14 protein-coding genes are annotated in these 15,207 nt (G+C 71.8%); 6 read left to right on the top strand and 8 right to left on the bottom strand.

What is annotated here, in order from left to right:
• Positions 1-197 precede the first annotated feature (197 nt).
• The gene (locus ACP4E5_RS32925; protein ID WP_425841816.1) at positions 198-3,341 is read right to left on the bottom strand and encodes an endo-alpha-N-acetylgalactosaminidase family protein; all 3,144 of its coding nucleotides are present in this window, start codon (positions 3,339-3,341) and stop codon (positions 198-200) included.
• 245 nt (positions 3,342-3,586) lie between these two features.
• Between ACP4E5_RS32925 and ACP4E5_RS32920 the strand changes: the two genes are divergently transcribed.
• Positions 3,587-4,501: a zinc ribbon domain-containing protein gene (locus tag ACP4E5_RS32920; RefSeq protein WP_425835115.1), complete on the top strand. Its 915-nt coding sequence runs from the start codon at positions 3,587-3,589 to the stop codon at positions 4,499-4,501.
• 83 nt (positions 4,502-4,584) lie between these two features.
• Here the strand turns inward: ACP4E5_RS32920 and ACP4E5_RS32915 are convergent, their stop codons facing one another.
• Together ACP4E5_RS32915 and ACP4E5_RS32910 are read right to left on the bottom strand one after the other, a co-directional pair.
• Positions 4,585-5,544 carry an SDR family oxidoreductase gene (locus ACP4E5_RS32915; protein WP_425835113.1) on the bottom strand — a complete coding sequence of 320 codons (960 nt, stop codon included), beginning with the start codon at positions 5,542-5,544 and terminating at the stop codon, positions 4,585-4,587.
• A gap of 1 nt (position 5,545) precedes the next feature.
• On the bottom strand, positions 5,546-6,286 hold the full coding sequence (locus ACP4E5_RS32910; protein ID WP_425835111.1) for an SDR family oxidoreductase: 741 nt from the start codon (positions 6,284-6,286) through the stop codon (positions 5,546-5,548).
• A 131-nt stretch (positions 6,287-6,417) separates the two neighbouring features.
• Between ACP4E5_RS32910 and ACP4E5_RS32905 the strand changes: the two genes are divergently transcribed.
• From ACP4E5_RS32905 to ACP4E5_RS32885, 5 genes are all read left to right on the top strand, one after another.
• A complete protein-coding gene (locus tag ACP4E5_RS32905) occupies positions 6,418-7,188 on the top strand; it encodes an enoyl-CoA hydratase family protein (RefSeq protein ID WP_425835109.1) in 771 nt (256 codons plus the stop codon).
• The gene (locus tag ACP4E5_RS32900) at positions 7,185-8,039 is read left to right on the top strand and encodes a CoA transferase subunit A (RefSeq protein WP_425835107.1); all 855 of its coding nucleotides are present in this window, start codon (positions 7,185-7,187) and stop codon (positions 8,037-8,039) included. Before ACP4E5_RS32905 ends, ACP4E5_RS32900 begins: the two co-directional genes overlap by 4 nt.
• A complete protein-coding gene (locus tag ACP4E5_RS32895; protein WP_425835105.1) occupies positions 8,036-8,791 on the top strand; it encodes a CoA-transferase subunit beta in 756 nt (251 codons plus the stop codon). Before ACP4E5_RS32900 ends, ACP4E5_RS32895 begins: the two co-directional genes overlap by 4 nt.
• Positions 8,792-8,886: 95 nt before the next feature.
• Positions 8,887-9,936: an NAD(P)H-dependent flavin oxidoreductase gene (locus ACP4E5_RS32890; protein ID WP_425841813.1), complete on the top strand. Its 1,050-nt coding sequence runs from the start codon at positions 8,887-8,889 to the stop codon at positions 9,934-9,936.
• A gap of 52 nt (positions 9,937-9,988) precedes the next feature.
• On the top strand, positions 9,989-10,927 hold the full coding sequence (locus ACP4E5_RS32885) for a tyrosine-protein phosphatase (protein WP_425835103.1): 939 nt from the start codon (positions 9,989-9,991) through the stop codon (positions 10,925-10,927).
• A 101-nt stretch (positions 10,928-11,028) separates the two neighbouring features.
• On the opposite strand, the gene ACP4E5_RS32880 is transcribed toward ACP4E5_RS32885, so the two are convergent.
• The 5 genes from ACP4E5_RS32880 to ACP4E5_RS32860 form a co-directional block, all read right to left on the bottom strand.
• Positions 11,029-12,582, bottom strand: coding sequence for a DEAD/DEAH box helicase (locus ACP4E5_RS32880; RefSeq protein ID WP_425835101.1), 1,554 nt, complete (start codon positions 12,580-12,582; stop codon positions 11,029-11,031).
• Between the two features lie 131 nt (positions 12,583-12,713).
• Entirely contained in the window at positions 12,714-12,917 is a 204-nt protein-coding gene (locus tag ACP4E5_RS32875) for a cold-shock protein (protein WP_266720703.1), read from the bottom strand.
• A gap of 176 nt (positions 12,918-13,093) precedes the next feature.
• A complete protein-coding gene (locus ACP4E5_RS32870) occupies positions 13,094-13,705 on the bottom strand; it encodes a TetR/AcrR family transcriptional regulator (protein ID WP_425835098.1) in 612 nt (203 codons plus the stop codon).
• A 19-nt stretch (positions 13,706-13,724) separates the two neighbouring features.
• Entirely contained in the window at positions 13,725-14,273 is a 549-nt protein-coding gene (locus ACP4E5_RS32865) for a flavin reductase family protein (protein WP_425835096.1), read from the bottom strand.
• A complete protein-coding gene (locus ACP4E5_RS32860) occupies positions 14,261-15,178 on the bottom strand; it encodes a VOC family protein (RefSeq protein WP_425835094.1) in 918 nt (305 codons plus the stop codon). The genes ACP4E5_RS32865 and ACP4E5_RS32860 overlap by 13 nt, the downstream gene beginning before the upstream one ends.
• Positions 15,179-15,207 lie beyond the last annotated feature (29 nt).

The raw sequence follows: 15,207 nt of genomic DNA, 5'->3' as shown, positions 1-15,207 counted from the left end.
CGGGACGCTCCGCGCAGGGCCTGGGAGGCGTCGGGTCGGGTCCGGTACACCGGGCCGGGGCCCGGGGAGGGCTCCCCGAACGGCGCGATCGGAGGCTGGAGGCACGCTTTCCCCGACGACGCGGGAGGCCCCACGGGCGCGCCCGGGCGGGGGCGGGATCCGGGGCCGTGCTCCCCGGGTCCCGCCCCCGCCGCGGCTCAGACGGCCTCGGTGACCTCGAAGGCGTCCAGGGCGAACTCGGCGGTGCCGTCGTCGCCCGTCTTGCGCAGTCCCACCCAGGTCTCACCCTTGTCCGGTGCGGTGAACTCGTAGGTGTGCGTGGCGGGTTCGGTGGCCACGGGCAGCTCCTCGCGGGACAGCTCCTTGGCGTCCGGGTCGTCGACGGCGGTGACCCAGGCGTACTGGCCGGCCTTCTCGTTCTCGTAGCGGAAGGAGACCCGGTACCGCTTGCCGGGCTCGAATCGGGCCGTGTGCGGGACCGTGCGGTACACGAGGCCGGTGTTCTCGCCGCGCGACTTGAGGGACTGGGTGCCGTCGACGACGTCGTCGATCGCCTTGCCGTTCCAGCCGCGCTGGGTGTACGGCGCGTGCCGCTGGGCGATGTGGGTGCGCGGGTCGGTGGAGCCGCCCGCGTCGCCCTTCACGAAGGGTCCCCAGCCCTGCGGGACGTTCTCGAAGTCCTCGCGTACGACGGTGTGTCGGGGCGTGTCGGGCGCCTTCGCCTTCACGACGCGTACGTTGTCGAAGCGGATCCGCGCCGCTCCGGCCGCGGCGCGCAGGGCGAGGGTGACGGGGCCGCCGCCTCCCGGGACGGTGAAGTGGGCGGTCATCCGCTGGAAGCGGGTGCCGTGCTTGCGGTCGGCGGCGACGTAGTTGCCCGCGGTGGAGGTGTCGGTCCGGTTCGCGGCACTCACGCCGTCGGCGGTGCGCACCTCCAGGGTGGCCGTGCGCCGCTCCCCCGCCTTTGCGCCGACCTCGACCTGCACGGACGCCGCGTAGTCGCCAGGGGCGAGCCGGGCCAGGCGCTGGGAGACGGAGGCGGCGGCGCCGGAGCCGACGACGAGTTCGAAGTCGCCGAGTTCGCTGCGCTCGACGGAGGCGGGCCCGGTGACAGTCCAGCCTTTGAGGGAGCCGGAGTTGAAGCCGGGGTCGTGCAGCGATATGCCCTGGCCCCAGTCGGGCTCGCGGTCGAGGTCGGCGCGGTCCCGGTAGAGGACGTACGGCTGGTCGGCCGCGGCCTTCAGCGTCACCTTGCCGCCGGACACGGTGACGTAGGAGTCGAAGACGCGACCCTGGTCGGTGAGCCGGTACAGGGCCACCTTGCTCCTGTTCTCCCACGCGCGCGGGAGTCGCCAACTGGTGCTGCCGCCCTGCGGGTTGTAGTGATACAGCTTCGCCGGGTCGGTGGCTCTGCGTGGTTCCCAGGGCAGCAGATAGGTTCCGGCGTCGTAGACGAGGCGGCCGTCGGTGGTGATGCGGCGGGCGCCGGAGGCGTCGGTGACGCTCGTTGCCGTGGCGCCGAAGAACGTGATCTCGTGCTCGCCCCAGGTTTTGATCGGCTGCGCCTGGAGGTACTTGGCGGGCAGCGAGTGCGTCCAGATGAGGCGGTAGAAGGAGGTCCAGTCGGTCTTGCCGGTCCAGCCCTCGAAGTTGCCCATGCGGGCGATGCCGAGGAGGGAGGGCCACTTGTCGGCGAAGACGTCCTTCTGATGGTGGCGGATGAAGCGGATCAGCTTCGAGTTGATGCCGCGCGAGGTGTCGGGCCCGTAGTCGGCCTCGGTGGCCCAGTGCGACCACAGCGACGACCTCTCGAAGCCGTGGGCCCATTCGGACGTGACGTTCCAGCCCTGTTCGCGGAAGGTGCGCTGGAGGCGGTCGGAGGTCCAGCCGGACTCGCGGAACACGTCGATGTAGAGGGTGTTGAGGGCCGGGTCGGCCTCGCGGCGCAGGTCGGCGAAGCGCTTCACGATGTCGCCGGAGACGAGGTCGCGACGCTGGTCGATGCGGTAGCTCTGGTCGAGCCAGTCCCACTGTTCGTCGCTCTTGTCGACGAGCTTCTCGGAGAAGGCGTTCGCGACGGGGTACGACTCGGTAGCGTTGACGTGGACGGCGAAGTCGCTGTTCCACTTCTTGCCCTCGCGGACCAGGGTGTTGAGGTCGTCGAGGCCGCCCGCGCGCGTGTTGTAGTTCCCGGCGTAGTCCGGGTGCGCGGAGTCGTGGCCCTCGGACTGGTAGCCCTTGAGGAGGGTGTACTGGCGCAGCCCGTCGGTGGCCAGGTGGATGCGTTTGACGTTGTCGAGGGTCGCGAGGAACGGGTTGGTGGCCTGCGAGGCGAAGTTGAACGGGATGTGCGGGACGACCCGCAGATGCTGTTCGTCGGCGCCGCGCGGGGTCACGGCGATGTCGCGGAAGGCGATGGCGGCGTCCTGCCAGTCGACCTTGCCGTCGCCGTTGCGGTCGCCGGTGACGACGACCGTCGCGTACGGGAGGGGTTCGGTGGCGTCGAGCGGGGAGGTGGCGGCGCGGTGGGTCCACTGGCCGGGGGCGAGGCGGGCGGCGGTGTGTCCCTCGCGGCGCACGGTCTCGCGCCACAGGCGGCCGTTCTCCCAGGTGGTTCCGGCCGCGCTGTCGGGCTTGTCGTAGCTGGTGTTGGTCTCGATCGCGCCGCCGAGCCGGTCGTGAGCGACGACGGCGTACGCGCAGCCGGTGGGCGCCTGGGCGGGGCTTTCGGCGGTCGGGGTGACGAGGGTGTCGCCGCTCTTCGCCTTGTCGAGCTGCACGGTGGCGGCGAGGAGGGCGGCGCCGGGCTGGTCGCTGCGCACGGACAGCAGGGCGAGGCCGGGGACCTGGAGGGTGCCGACGCGCAGGGCGGCCGTGTCGCTGATCTTCGTGACGCGCCAGTCGACCTGGTGTCCCTCGACGGCGATACGGATATCGACGGTGGTGCCACCGGTGAGAGTGAGGCGGTAGTCGGCGCGGTCGGCGGCGGGCGTGCACGTCACCTTCGGGGTGTGCTCGGCGCCGTCGATCAAGAGCGTCGTGACCGGATCTGCCTGTGCGTGCAGGACGGCGCCGGTGGCGCGGTCGGTGTAGGAGACGACGACAGGGAAGGCGGTGCTGACGCGGACGTCGAGGTCACGGGAGCGGATGACGGCGACGCCCGCGGCGGTGGAGTCGGTGGACGCGCTGGTGGTCGCGGCGCGGGCCGTACCGGTCGGGGCGAGGCCGAGCGCGGCGCCGGCCCCGGCGACCGCTCCCGCGGCGACGAGCGCTCTGCGGCTGGGGCCCGGCGTCCCGTGCTGCCGTGGAGGGCTCGCGGGCCGGGCCGGCGGGGCCTCCACGCCCCGCGAGCTCTGCGAGTTCTCCGAGTTATCCGAGTTCTCCGACTGCTGGCCTTGGGGCTGCTCGGGCACGGCGCACTCCTTCTCACGGCGGCTTGGCGTGACGATCACGATGCGCCCGGCGCGACGAGGAGCCCATGGACAAAGGGGCGACAGGTCTTGGATTAATGGCCGTACTCTGGAGGCGCCGGGCCCGGGCGCGGGCTCCCGGGGGAACAGGCCCGGCGGCCCCAGGGGGTGCGCGCGTGACGGACGGCGGACCGGTGGTGCACGGCTATCCGCATCTGGAGACGGTGCGTTCGGCGATCACCGCGCTCTACAAACGGCTCTCCTACGACACGGTGCACACGTTCGCGACGAGCGTCGTCCCGGCCGACGTGGCGTTCAGCGACGTCGACGATCTGTATCTGGGTGTGCAGCGGGTGGCGCGTGAGCTGGTGCGGCACTACCGGCTCCCCGACGCGCGGATGATCGTCAGCTTCCGGGAGATGCGGCATGCGGCGAGCGTCGAACTGGCGGCGGGGCCCGAGTACTTCATCGAGCTGAACGACCGGTTCCGCACGCATCGCCGGGACATCGGCGCGGCGCTCGCGCACGAGATCATGCATGTGTATCTGCACCGGTTGGATCTGTCGCTGCCGGGGACGCGGGACAACGAGATCCTGACCGATACGGCGGCCACGTATCTGGGTGCGGGCTGGCTGTTGCTGGACGCCTACCGGGAGGACGCGGCGTCCTCGCAGAAGCTGGGCTATCTGACGCCGGAGGAGTTCGGGTACGTGCTCGCGAAGCGGTACCTCGCCTTCGGTGAGGGACCGGAGACGTGGTTCACGAGTCCGCAGGCGTACTCGGCGTACGAGAAGGGGCTCGAGCAGGCACGGCGTGACGAGCGGCAGCCGCCGCTGACCGCGGCGGGCTGGGCGGGGCGGCGGCGCTACGCGAAGGACCGCCGGTACGCGCAGGACCACGGGCCGCGGGGCCTCGACCCGGGCGGCCCGTACACCTTCTCGACAGCGGTGGACGGGGCGGCGGGGCGGGGCGGCGGGCTGCGGGTGGCGTTCGCGTGCCCGACGTGCCATCAGCGGATCCGGGTGCCGGTGCGGGGCCGGGTACGGGCGCGGTGCGCGCTGTGTCGCACGGTGTGGGAGTGCGACACGTAGGGCCCGTGGCGGGAGAGCGCGGCCGAACTCCCCCGCCGAACAGCCGCGCCGCCCAACCACCGCGCCGCGCCGCCGAACCGGCGTCAGGACGCCCCGTACACGCCTCCCGGTACCGCCGCGCGCGCCAGCAGTTCGCGGGCCGCGTCTCCGGCGCCCGCCGGCGTCCACCGCTCGTCCTTGTCGACGGTCGGGCCCTGCCGCCAGCCCTCCATCACGGTGATCCGGCCGGCCTCCACCTCGAAGACCCGCCCGGTCACCCCGTCCGCCGCGGCCCCCGAGCCGAGCCAGACGACCAGCGGTGACACGTTCTCCGGCGCCATCGCGTCGAAGCCTCCGGCCCCGGGCGCCGCCATCGTCTCGGCGAACGTGGCCTCGGTCATCCGGGTGCGGGCGGCGGGCGCTATCGCGTTGACCTGCACGCCGTAGCGACCCATTTCGGCGGCCGCGACCAGGGTCAGGCCGAGGATCCCGGCCTTCGCCGCGCTGTAGTTGCCCTGTCCGACGGACCCCAACAGGCCCGCTCCGGACGAGGTGTTGACGACGCGGGCCACCGGTGTGCGCCCTGCCTTCGACTCCGCCCGCCAGTACGCGGCGGCGTGCTTGAGGGGCAGGAAGTGGCCCTTGAGGTGGACCCGCATCACGGCGTCCCAGTCGTCCTCGTCGAGGTTGACCAGCATCCGGTCGCGCAGGAACCCCGCGTTGTTCACCAGTGTGTCGAGGCGCCCGAAGGTGTCGACGGCCGCCGCGACGAGCGAGGCGGCGCCGTCGGAGGTCGCGATGTCGCCGCCGTGCGCCACCGCCTCGCCGCCCGACGCCCGTATCTCCTGGACCACTTGGGCGGCCGGGCTGTCCGGTGCGGGTGCGCCGTCCAGGCCCACCCCCAGATCGTTCACGACGACCTTCGCGCCCTCGGCCGCGTACGCGAGCGCGTGCGCACGTCCGAGCCCGCGCCCCGCTCCGGTGACGGCGACCACCCGCCCCGCGCACAGCCCTCGGCCGCCACCGGCTCCACCGTCTTCGCCGACCGGCTTCGCTTCCGTCATCTCACGCCTCCTTGTTGGCAGTTGCCGCGTCCAGGAACGCGGGGAGCTCGCCGCCGCCGTGCATCAGCAGGCTCGCTCCGGTGATGTACGAGGCGGCGTCCGACGCCAGGAACACCGCGGCGTCACCGACCTCGGCCGGCTCGGCCAGGCGCCCTATGGGCACGGTCGCGCCCACCGCGGCGATGCCGTCCTCGTCCCCGTAGTGCAGTTCGCTCAGTTCGGTGCGGACCATGCCGAGCACCAGCGTGTTCACCCGAATTCGGGGCGCCCACTCCACGGCCATGGACCGCGCGAGATGCTCCAGGCCCGCCTTCGCCGCCCCGTACGCCGCGCTGCCCGGCGAGGGGCGGCTGCCGCTGACGCTGCCGATCATCACGATCGAGCCGCGCGCGGCGGCGAGCTTCTCGCGGGCGGCCAGGGACGCGGTCAGCGCCGCCGTCAGATTCAGCTCGAGCACGCGCGCGTGCCGCACCGCGTCCGCCTCAGCGAGCGGCCGGTACGGCGTGCCCCCCGCGTTGTTCACCAGCACGTCCACCCGGTCGAGGCCCGCGAACAGCTCCTCCACGGCCGCCGCGTCCCGCAGGTCGACCGGCATGAACTCGCAGTCCTTCATGGGAACTTCGGGCGGTCTGCGGGCGCAGGTGATCACCCGCGCCCCGGCCCGCGCGAAGGCGCCCGCGATCCCGGCGCCCACTCCCCTCGTGCCGCCCGTGACGACGACGACCCGACCGCTCAGATCCATCCCCGACCCCTTCCCGACCCTTTCGGGTCCACTTGCGCCGTCCGCTGCCCGACCCATTCCGCTCCCCCTCGCCGCCTGCTACCGTCATCGGCGTACCAAACAAACGTTAGGTGGAAAGGTAGCTGAACGCCATGGGTGTCTCCACCTCCTCACCCGAAAAGGGCATCGCCGTCGTCACGGTCGACTTCCCTCCCGTCAACGCACTGCCGGTGCGGGGCTGGTACGACCTGGCGGACGCCGTGCGCGCCGCGGGCCGCGATCCCGATGTGCGCTGCGTCGTACTGGCCGCGGCCGAGACCTCCCGTGGGTTCAACGCGGGGGTGGACATCAAGGAGATGCAGCGCGAGACGGCCGCCGCCGGAGGCGGTCACAGCGCCCTGATCGGCGCCAACCGCGGCTGCTACGAGGCGTTCTCGGCGGTGTACCAGTGCGAGGTCCCCGTGGTCGCGGCGGTCGGCGGCTTCTGCCTGGGCGGCGGCATCGGACTCGTGGGGAACGCGGACGCGATCGTGGCGAGCGACGACGCGACGTTCGGCCTGCCCGAGCTGGACCGCGGCGCGCTCGGCGCGGCCACGCATCTGTCCCGCCTCGTCCCACAGCACCTGATGCGCGCGCTGTTCTACACGTCGCGCACGGCGACGGCCGCCGAGCTGCACGCGCACGGTTCGGTGTGGCGGGTCGTGCCGCGCGCCGAACTGCGGGAGGCCGCCCTGGAGCTGGCCCGGGACATCGCCCGCAAGGACGGCTATCTGCTCCGCCTCGCCAAGTCCGCGTTGAACGGGATCGACCCGGTCGACGTGCACCGCAGTTACCGCTTCGAGCAGGGCTTCACCTTCGAGGCGAACCTGAGCGGTGTCGCCGACCGGGTCCGCGACACCTTCGGACAGGAGACCGAGCGATGACCACACCGGACAAGATCATGACGCCCGACGACGTGGTCGGGCGGCTGCGCAGCGGCATGACGATCGGCATCGGCGGCTGGGGCTCGCGCCGCAAACCCATGGCGCTGGTGCGGGCGTTGCTGCGCAGCGATGTCACGGACCTGACCGTCGTCTCGTACGGGGGCCCGGACGTCGGGCTGCTCGCGGCGGCCGGGAAGATCCGCAAGCTGGTCGCGGCGTTCGCGACGCTCGACTCCATCCCGCTCGAACCGAACTTCAGGACGGCGCGCCAGAAGGGCGCGTTCGAGCTCATGGAGGTTGACGAGGCGATGTTCATGTGGGGGCTGCACGCGGCGGCGAACCGGCTTCCGTTCCTGCCCGTGCGGGCCGGTATCGGATCGGACGTCATGCGCGTCAACCCGGGCCTGCGGACGGTGACTTCGCCGTACGAGGACGGGGAGACGTTCGTCGCGATGCCCGCGCTGCGCCTCGACGCGGCGCTGGTGCACGTGAACCGGGCGGACCGCGTGGGGAACGGGCAGTACCTGGGCCCGGACCCGTACTTCGACGACCTGTTCTGCGAGGCGGCGGACAGCGCGTATGTGTCGTGCGAGCAGTTGGTCGACGGCTTCGGGGCCGACACCGTGCCCCAGACGTTGCTGATCAAGCGGTCCGTGGTGACGGGGGTCGTGGAGACGCCGAACGGGGCGCACTTCACGTCCTGCGTGCCCGATTACGACCGCGACGAGGCGTTCCAGAAGATGTACGCCAGCACGCCCTGGCCCGAGTTCGCCGAGCGGTTCCTGCCGCCCGGCGGTGACGAGAAGCAGTACCAGTCCGCCGTCCAGGCCTGGCACGAGGAGCAGAAGTGAGCGTCACCACGACAGATGTGTCCCGCGCCGAGTACTGCGTGATCGCGTGCGCCGAGGCCTGGCGGGACGACGGCGAGGTGCTGGCGAGCCCGATGGGCCTGATCCCGTCCGTGGGGGCGCGCCTGGCCAAGCGCACCTTCTCCCCCGGCCTGCTGCTGACCGACGGCGAGGCGATGGTGGTCGGGCTCGACGGCTCGGCGGAGGGCTGGCTCCCGTACCGGCAGCATCTGACGATGGTCACCGGCGGGAAGCGGCACGTGATGATGGGCGCGAGCCAGATCGACCGGTTCGGCAACCAGAACATCTCGTGCATCGGCGACTGGGAGCGGCCCGACCGGCAGCTCCTCGGGGTGCGCGGCGCCCCCGTCAACACGCTGAACAACCCGGTGAGTTACTGGGTCCCCAAGCACAGCCGCCGGGTCTTCGTCGAAAAGGTCGACATGATCAGCGGGGTGGGCTACGACAGCGCGGCCGCGGCGGGCCCGTCGGCGACGCGGTTCCATCGCATCCCGCGCGTGGTGACGAATCTCGCCGTGCTCGACTTCGGGGGCGCCGACCACGCGATGCGGCTGGTCTCCGTGCATCCGGGCGTCTCGGTGGAGGAGGTCCAGGAGGCGACGGGGTTCGCGCTGGCGCTCCCGGAGGGTGGCGACGTGCCGTGCACGCGGGAGCCCACGGCCGAGGAGCTGCGGCTCGTCCGGGAGGTCATCGACCCGAAGGGGACGCGGGACCGGGAGGTCAAGCCGGTATGACTCCGCCCTCCGAGCCGGCCCCGTCTTCCGAACGGACGCCACCATCCGAACCGGCCCCGTCTTCCGAACCGACCTCGGACGCCGCCGCGTTCACGATCCCGACGCCGCTGACCAGGCTCATCGGCGTGCGCCACCCCATCGTGCAGACCGGCATGGGGTGGGTCGCGGGACCGCGCCTGGTGTCGGCGGCGGCGAACGCCGGAGCGCTCGGCATCCTCGCGTCCGCGACCATGACGCTCGACCAACTCCGTTCCGCCGTACGCGAGGTGAAGTCGCGCACGGACCAGCCCTTCGGGGTGAACCTGCGGGCCGACGCGGGGGACGCGCGCGAGCGGGTCAAGGTGATCGTCGAGGAGGGCGTGAAGGTCGCCTCGTTCGCGCTGGCCCCCTCGCGCGAGCTGATCGCCGAGCTGAAGGACGCGGGCGCCGTCGTGATCCCGTCGATCGGGGCGCGCCGGCACGCCGAGAAGGTCGCTGCGTGGGGCGCGGACGCGGTGATCGTGCAGGGCGGCGAGGGCGGCGGGCACACCGGTGAGGTCGCGACGTCGGTGCTGCTGCCGCAGGTGGTGGACGCCGTCGACATCCCGGTGGTCGGGGCTGGCGGTTTCCGCGACGGCCGGGGCCTGGTCGCCGCGCTCGCCTACGGGGCGGCCGGGGTCGCCATGGGGACACGCTTCCTGCTGACGTCGGACTCGACGGTGCCGGACGCGGTGAAGGCGAAGTACCTGGCGGCGAGCGTCAAGGACGTCACGGTGACGACGGCGGTGGACGGTCTGCCGCACCGGATGCTGCGCTCGGAACTGGTCGAGTCCCTGGAGAACGCGGGGCGTACGCGCGCGTTGCTGCACGCCGTGCGTCGTGCGACGGGCTTCAAGAAGCTCTCCGGCCTGAGCTGGCCGCAGATGGTGCGCGACGGCCTCGCCATGAAGCACGGCAAGGACCTCACGTGGAGCCAGGTGCTGCTGGCCGCGAACACCCCGATGCTCCTGAAGGCCTCCATGGTCGACGGCCGCACCGACCTGGGCGTCATGGCCTCCGGCCAGGTGGCGGGCCTCATCGAGGACCTGCCGAGCTGCGCGGAGCTGGTCGACCGCGTGATGACCGAGGCCCGTAAAACGCTGGAGTCCCTCCCCACCCCACTCTGACCGAACCGAATCGGTCGATAACAACTGCCCGTGTCCACAAGGGAGTTCATGTATGCCGCACACGTACAGAACAGGGCACACGCACGCGCACACCACGGCATGGACGCGGCGCCGTGCGCTCGGCGCCGCGCTCGGTACGGTCACGGCGCTCGCCGCGGCCCCCGCCGCCATGGCGGCTCCGGGAGCGCCCGCCACCGACGGCATCCGGCAGATCCCCCTCAAGGGGGCGGTGAACGTACGGGACATCGGCGGCTACCGCGCGCGGGGCCGCGGCCGGGTCCGGTACGGACTCGTCTACCGGGCCGACGCGCTGAGCGACCTCACCGACGCGGACGTGGCGCGGGTCGCCGGGCTGCGGCTCGCCGACGTGGTCGACTTCCGGGTGCCGTTCGAGGTGCGCACCGACGGCGCCGACCGGCTGCCCTCGGGCCTGGCGGTGACCGCGCGATCCGTCTCCGACGGCGGCCAGTACGAGCAGTTGATGGCCGCGATCGGCTCGAAGGACCCGGCGGTGCAGCAGGAGGCGCTCGGGAACGGCAAGGGGGCCGCCTCCATGCGCGCCACGTACCGGATGTTCGTGACCGACGCGGCCAACCGCGCCCGCTTCGCCGCCACGCTCCGGGACGCGGCGTACAGCGGCCGGGGCGCGCTGCTCTACCACTGCACGTCCGGCAAGGACCGCACGGGCTGGATGACGTACGTCCTGCTGAGCCTGCTCGACGTGGACCAACGGACCGCGGAGGGCGACTACTTGGCGTCGAACACGTTTCGCGCCGCGCATGACGCGGAGGTTCGTGAGGGGCTGCGGCAGGCGGGGCTCATGCGGGATCCGGACCTGCTGATTCCCGTCCAGGAGGTGCGCATGGAGTATCTGGACGCGGCGCGTGATCAGGTGCGGAGCGACTTCGGCAGTCTGCGCCGGTACGTTGCCGAGGGCCTCGGGGTGGATCGGCGTGTGGTGGAGGTGCTGAGGTCGCGGCTGGTGGGGTGAGGGGCCCGGTTCGAGAGGGTGCGCCTCTGACGGGGCGGAGGTCGCGGGGCTCTTCCCCGGACCCCGCGCCTCAATCGCCGGCGAGGCTTGAATGGCTTGGATCACGCCGCCTGGCGGGGGACGCGCGGGCCACCGCGGCCTCGGCCGTTGCCGCCGGAGCCACCCTGGCCGCCGTTGCCCGATCCGGAGCGGCGACGGCCGCCACCACCCGAACCCGACCGCTGGCCTTCGGTGCTCGCGGCGCGGCCCGTGGTGCCGTTGCCCGAGCCGCCGCGGGAGCGGCGGGAGCGGCGCGGCTTGGTCGCGGCGGCGGGAGCGGTCGGCTCCGGCACGGCGATGACCACGGCGACACCGGACGGCTCGCGCGCGCCCGTGATCTCCGTGAGCTCCTCGGACGAGGAGCGGACCTGGGTCGTACGCGGCTGGATCTTGGCGTCGCGCATCAGCCGCTGCACGTCGCGCTTCTGCTCGGGCAGGACCAGGGTGACCACGCTGCCGGACTCGCCGGCACGGGCGGTGCGGCCGCCGCGGTGCAGGTAGTCCTTGTGCTCGGTGGGCGGGTCGACGTTGACGACGAGGTCGAGGTCGTCGACGTGGATGCCGCGCGCCGCGACGTTCGTGGCGACGAGCGCGGTGACCCGGCCGTCCTTGAACTGCTCGAGGGTGCGGTTGCGCTGCGGCTGGCTGCGCCCGCCGTGCAGCGGTGCCGCGTACACGCCGGTGGCGAGGAGCCGCTTGGCGAGCCGGTCGGCGGAGCGCTTGGTGTCGACGAAGAGGATGACGCGTCCTTCGCGGGCGGCGATGCGCGCGGTGACGGCCTTCTTGTCGGTCTCGTCGGCGATGTGCAGGACGTGGTGCTCCATCGTCGTCACCGCGCCCGCGGACGGGTCGACGGAGTGCACGACGGGGTCGTTGAGGAACTGCTTGACGAGCCGGTCCACGTTCTTGTCGAGCGTCGCGGAGAACAGCATCGTCTGGCCGCCCCGCTCGACCTGCTTGAGGAGCGCGGTGACCTGCGGCATGAAGCCCATGTCGGCCATCTGGTCGGCCTCGTCGAGCACCGTCGTGCGCACCGAGCCGAGCACGCAGTCGCCGCGCTCGATGAGGTCCTTGAGGCGGCCGGGGGTGGCGACGACGACCTCGGCGCCGCGGCGCAGCGCGCCGGCCTGGCGGGAGATCGACATGCCGCCGACGACGGTCGCGAGGCGCAGCTTCAGCGCGTTGGCGTACGGGGTGAGGGCGTCGGTGACCTGCTGGGCGAGCTCACGCGTGGGGACGAGGACGAGCGCGAGAGGGGACTTCGGCTCGGCCTTGGCGCCGGTCGTGTGGGTGAGCAGCGGGAGGCCGAAGGCGAGGGTCTTGCCGGAGCCGGTGCGGCCGCGGCCGAGGAGGTCCCGTCCGGCGAGCGAGTTGGGGAGCGTCGCGGCCTGGATGGGGAACGGCTCGGTGACGCCCTGCTCACCCAGCGTCTTCAGAAGGACGGCCGGCATGTCGAGTTCGGCGAAGCTGTCCACCGCGGGCAGCGCGGGAGTGGTGTTCTCCGGCATGGTGAATTCGCTCGGCGGCGCGGACTGTTGCCTGCGGCGCTGCTCGGGGGCACGGCGCTGCCCGGCTGCGGGACGGGGGCGGCGGGACGGGCGGGCAGAACTGGCCATGCGGCGATGCCTTCCGGGACGGGACAGCAGGAACCGGGGCCCGCACCGTAGCGGTGCGGGCCCCGGCCCGGTGATGCTCGATCCGACGCCGCCGGGTCAGCCCGGCGGGGTCGAGTGATCTACGAGCGAGATCAGGCGGGGAGGATGTTCTCCGCCTGCGGGCCCTTCTGGCCCTGCGTGACGTCGAACGTCACCTTCTGGCCCTCCTGGAGCTCACGGAAGCCCGAGGTGGCGATGTTGGAGTAGTGGGCGAAGACGTCGGCGCCGCCGCCGTCCTGCTCGATGAAGCCGAAGCCCTTTTCCGAGTTGAACCACTTAACGATACCGGTGGCCATGTCGTTCTCCTTAAGAACAGGTAGCAGTCCCCATTCCACGAACGCCCACGTGAACGCCGGAAACCGGGAAATTTCTCCCGGTGAAAACAATAATGCGCCTGAGGAACATTCCCGTCAGGCGCGCATAAAGTCTATGGGTACCAAAACTGCAACGTCATGAATCTTAGCATGGGACCTCACCGCACCGCGATCCCGTCCAGAACCATCGACAGATACTGGCGCGCGATCTCCTCCGGACTGTGCCGTCCGCCGGGCCGGTACCAGGACGCGGCGACCCACACGGTGTCCCGTACGAAGCGGTAGGTGAGGCGGATGTCGAGGTCGGCGCGGAAGACCTGGTCGGCGACGCCGCGCTCCAGGGTGGTCAGCCAGGTCTTCTCGAACCTGCGCTGCGACTCGGCGAGGAACGCGAAGCGTTCCTGCGCGACGAGCTGCTGGGACTCCCGCTGGTAGATGGCGACGGCGGCGCGGTGCCGGTCGATCTCCCGGAAGGACTCGGTGACCAGCGCCTCCAGCGTCTCCCGCGGTCCGAGCTCGTCGTCGAGCACGGTGTCGTAGCCGGACCACAGCTCGTCGAGGAACGTCCGCAGGATCTCCTCCAGCATCGATTCCTTGGAGTCGAAGTGGTAGTAGAGGCTGCCGGCGAGCATGCCCGCGTGGTCGGCGATCTTGCGGACGGTCGTGGCGTTGTAGCCCTGCTCGGCGAAGACCTCGGCCGCGGTGCGCAGGAGCTCACCGCGCCGCTCGGGCGCCGCGTTCGTCGACTGGGACTTCTTCTTCGTAGGCACGGGCCCATTGTCGCGGGCGTCACAGCCACTGGGCGAAGTGGTCCACCGTTTCCTGGCCCGCGCCGAAGCGGCCGGTGCCGAAGGCGGAGCGGAAGAAGAGGAGCGGGCGGCCGTCGGCGCGCGGGGTGGTGAGCGCGGTGACGCGGCCGATGACGATCTCGTGGTCGCCGCCGTCGACGGTGCGTTCGAGCTCGCATTCCAGGTGGGCGAGGGCGCCGTCGATCAGGACGCTGGAGCGGTCGCGCCCGGTGTGCCAGTCGAGGTCGGCGAACTTGTCCGGGCGGCGGGAGCCGAGGGTGCGGCACAGGGCGCGCTGGTCCTCGGCGAGGACGGAGATCCCGAACCGTCCCGTGGGGGCGATGCGGGCCCAGCTGGTCGACGTACGGGCGACGCAGACGAGGACGAGGGGCGGGTCGAGGGAGAGGGACGTGAAGGACTGGCAGGCGAGGCCCGCCGGGGCGGCGGCCTCGTCGAGTCCGGCGACGACGGTGACGCCGGAGGCGAACCGGGACAGGGTGTCCCGGTACTCCCCCGGGTCGATGGCGTCCAGGGTGCTCAGCCGTTCCACTCGTGGCCCCACAGGGAGTCGGCGGTGATCTCCTTGGCCACCCAGGTCTCCGGGTCGACGACCAGGCCGTCCCAGCCGTACTCGACCTGGAAGCCGCCGGGTGCCTGGGCGTAGAAGGACACCATGTGGTCGTTGGAGTGCCGGCCGAGGGAGGAGGCGATGGGGTAGCCGGCCTTCTTCATGCGGTCGAGGCCGTAGCCGACGTCGTCGAGCCGCTCCAGTTCGACCATGAAGTGGACGATGCCCGGGGGCAGGGCGCCCGGGTAGAGGCCGAGGCTGTGGTGGCGGCGGTTCGGGGAGAGGAAGTACATGCGGTACGTGTCCTGGCCGCGCTTGCCGGTGGGGACGGCGGCCGGCGGGAGCTGCATGGAGTCGCGGAGCTGGAAGCCGAGGAGGTTCTCGTAGAAGTCGACGGCCTCGTCGATCTCTACGGCGGGGAGGACGACGTGGCCGAGGCCGAGGTCGCCCGCGCCCGCCTTGGTGTCGGTTCCGGTGACGAAGCGGTTGCCGTAAGGGGCGGCGAGCGGGGTGTGGTCCTGGGCCTGGCCCCAGTAGAGCTCCAGGGGGTTTCCCGCGGGGTCGCTGACGTGGATAAGGCCCTGGACGCGGCGGTCGGCGAGGGTGGCGGCGTCGGCCTGCTTCACGGCGTGACCGGCGGCCTCCAATTCCTGTGCCGCGAGGGCCAGTTCGCGGGCGTTCGCGACCTCGAATCCGGCGGCCAGCAGCCGGTCCTGGGTTCCGGCGACGAACTGGAAGCGGTGGATGCGGTCGTCGATGCGGACGTTGAGCTGCTCTTCCGTGCTGCCCTGGGCCTCGGTCATGCCGAGGATGTCGAGGACGTAGGTGCGCCAGGCGGCGAGGTCGGCCGTCTCGATGCGCAGATAGCCGAGTGCGCGGATGTCCATCCGTAACTCCCGTATGAGACGTATGAGAT

Source organism: Streptomyces fractus, assembly GCF_049844455.1.
GTDB classification, from domain to species: Bacteria; Actinomycetota; Actinomycetes; order Streptomycetales; family Streptomycetaceae; genus Streptomyces; species Streptomyces fractus.
The sequence above is the reverse complement of the archived record's forward strand: the minus strand, read 5'-3'. Positions and strand labels throughout refer to the sequence as shown.

Excerpts from the sequence above, each read along its gene's own strand:
- ACP4E5_RS32875 (WP_266720703.1), bottom strand. The coding sequence starts at position 12,917 with ATGGCCACCGGTATCGTTAAGTGGTTCAACTCGGAAAAGGGCTTCGGC.
- ACP4E5_RS32910 (WP_425835111.1), bottom strand. The coding sequence starts at position 6,286 with ATGGATCTGAGCGGTCGGGTCGTCGTCGTCACGGGCGGCACGAGGGGA.
- ACP4E5_RS32860 (WP_425835094.1), bottom strand. The coding sequence starts at position 15,178 with ATGGACATCCGCGCACTCGGCTATCTGCGCATCGAGACGGCCGACCTC.
- ACP4E5_RS32885 (WP_425835103.1), top strand. The coding sequence starts at position 9,989 with ATGCCGCACACGTACAGAACAGGGCACACGCACGCGCACACCACGGCA.
- ACP4E5_RS32905 (WP_425835109.1), top strand. The coding sequence starts at position 6,418 with ATGGGTGTCTCCACCTCCTCACCCGAAAAGGGCATCGCCGTCGTCACG.
- ACP4E5_RS32880 (WP_425835101.1), bottom strand. The coding sequence starts at position 12,582 with ATGGCCAGTTCTGCCCGCCCGTCCCGCCGCCCCCGTCCCGCAGCCGGG.
- ACP4E5_RS32900 (WP_425835107.1), top strand. The coding sequence starts at position 7,185 with ATGACCACACCGGACAAGATCATGACGCCCGACGACGTGGTCGGGCGG.
- ACP4E5_RS32915 (WP_425835113.1), bottom strand. The coding sequence starts at position 5,544 with ATGACGGAAGCGAAGCCGGTCGGCGAAGACGGTGGAGCCGGTGGCGGC.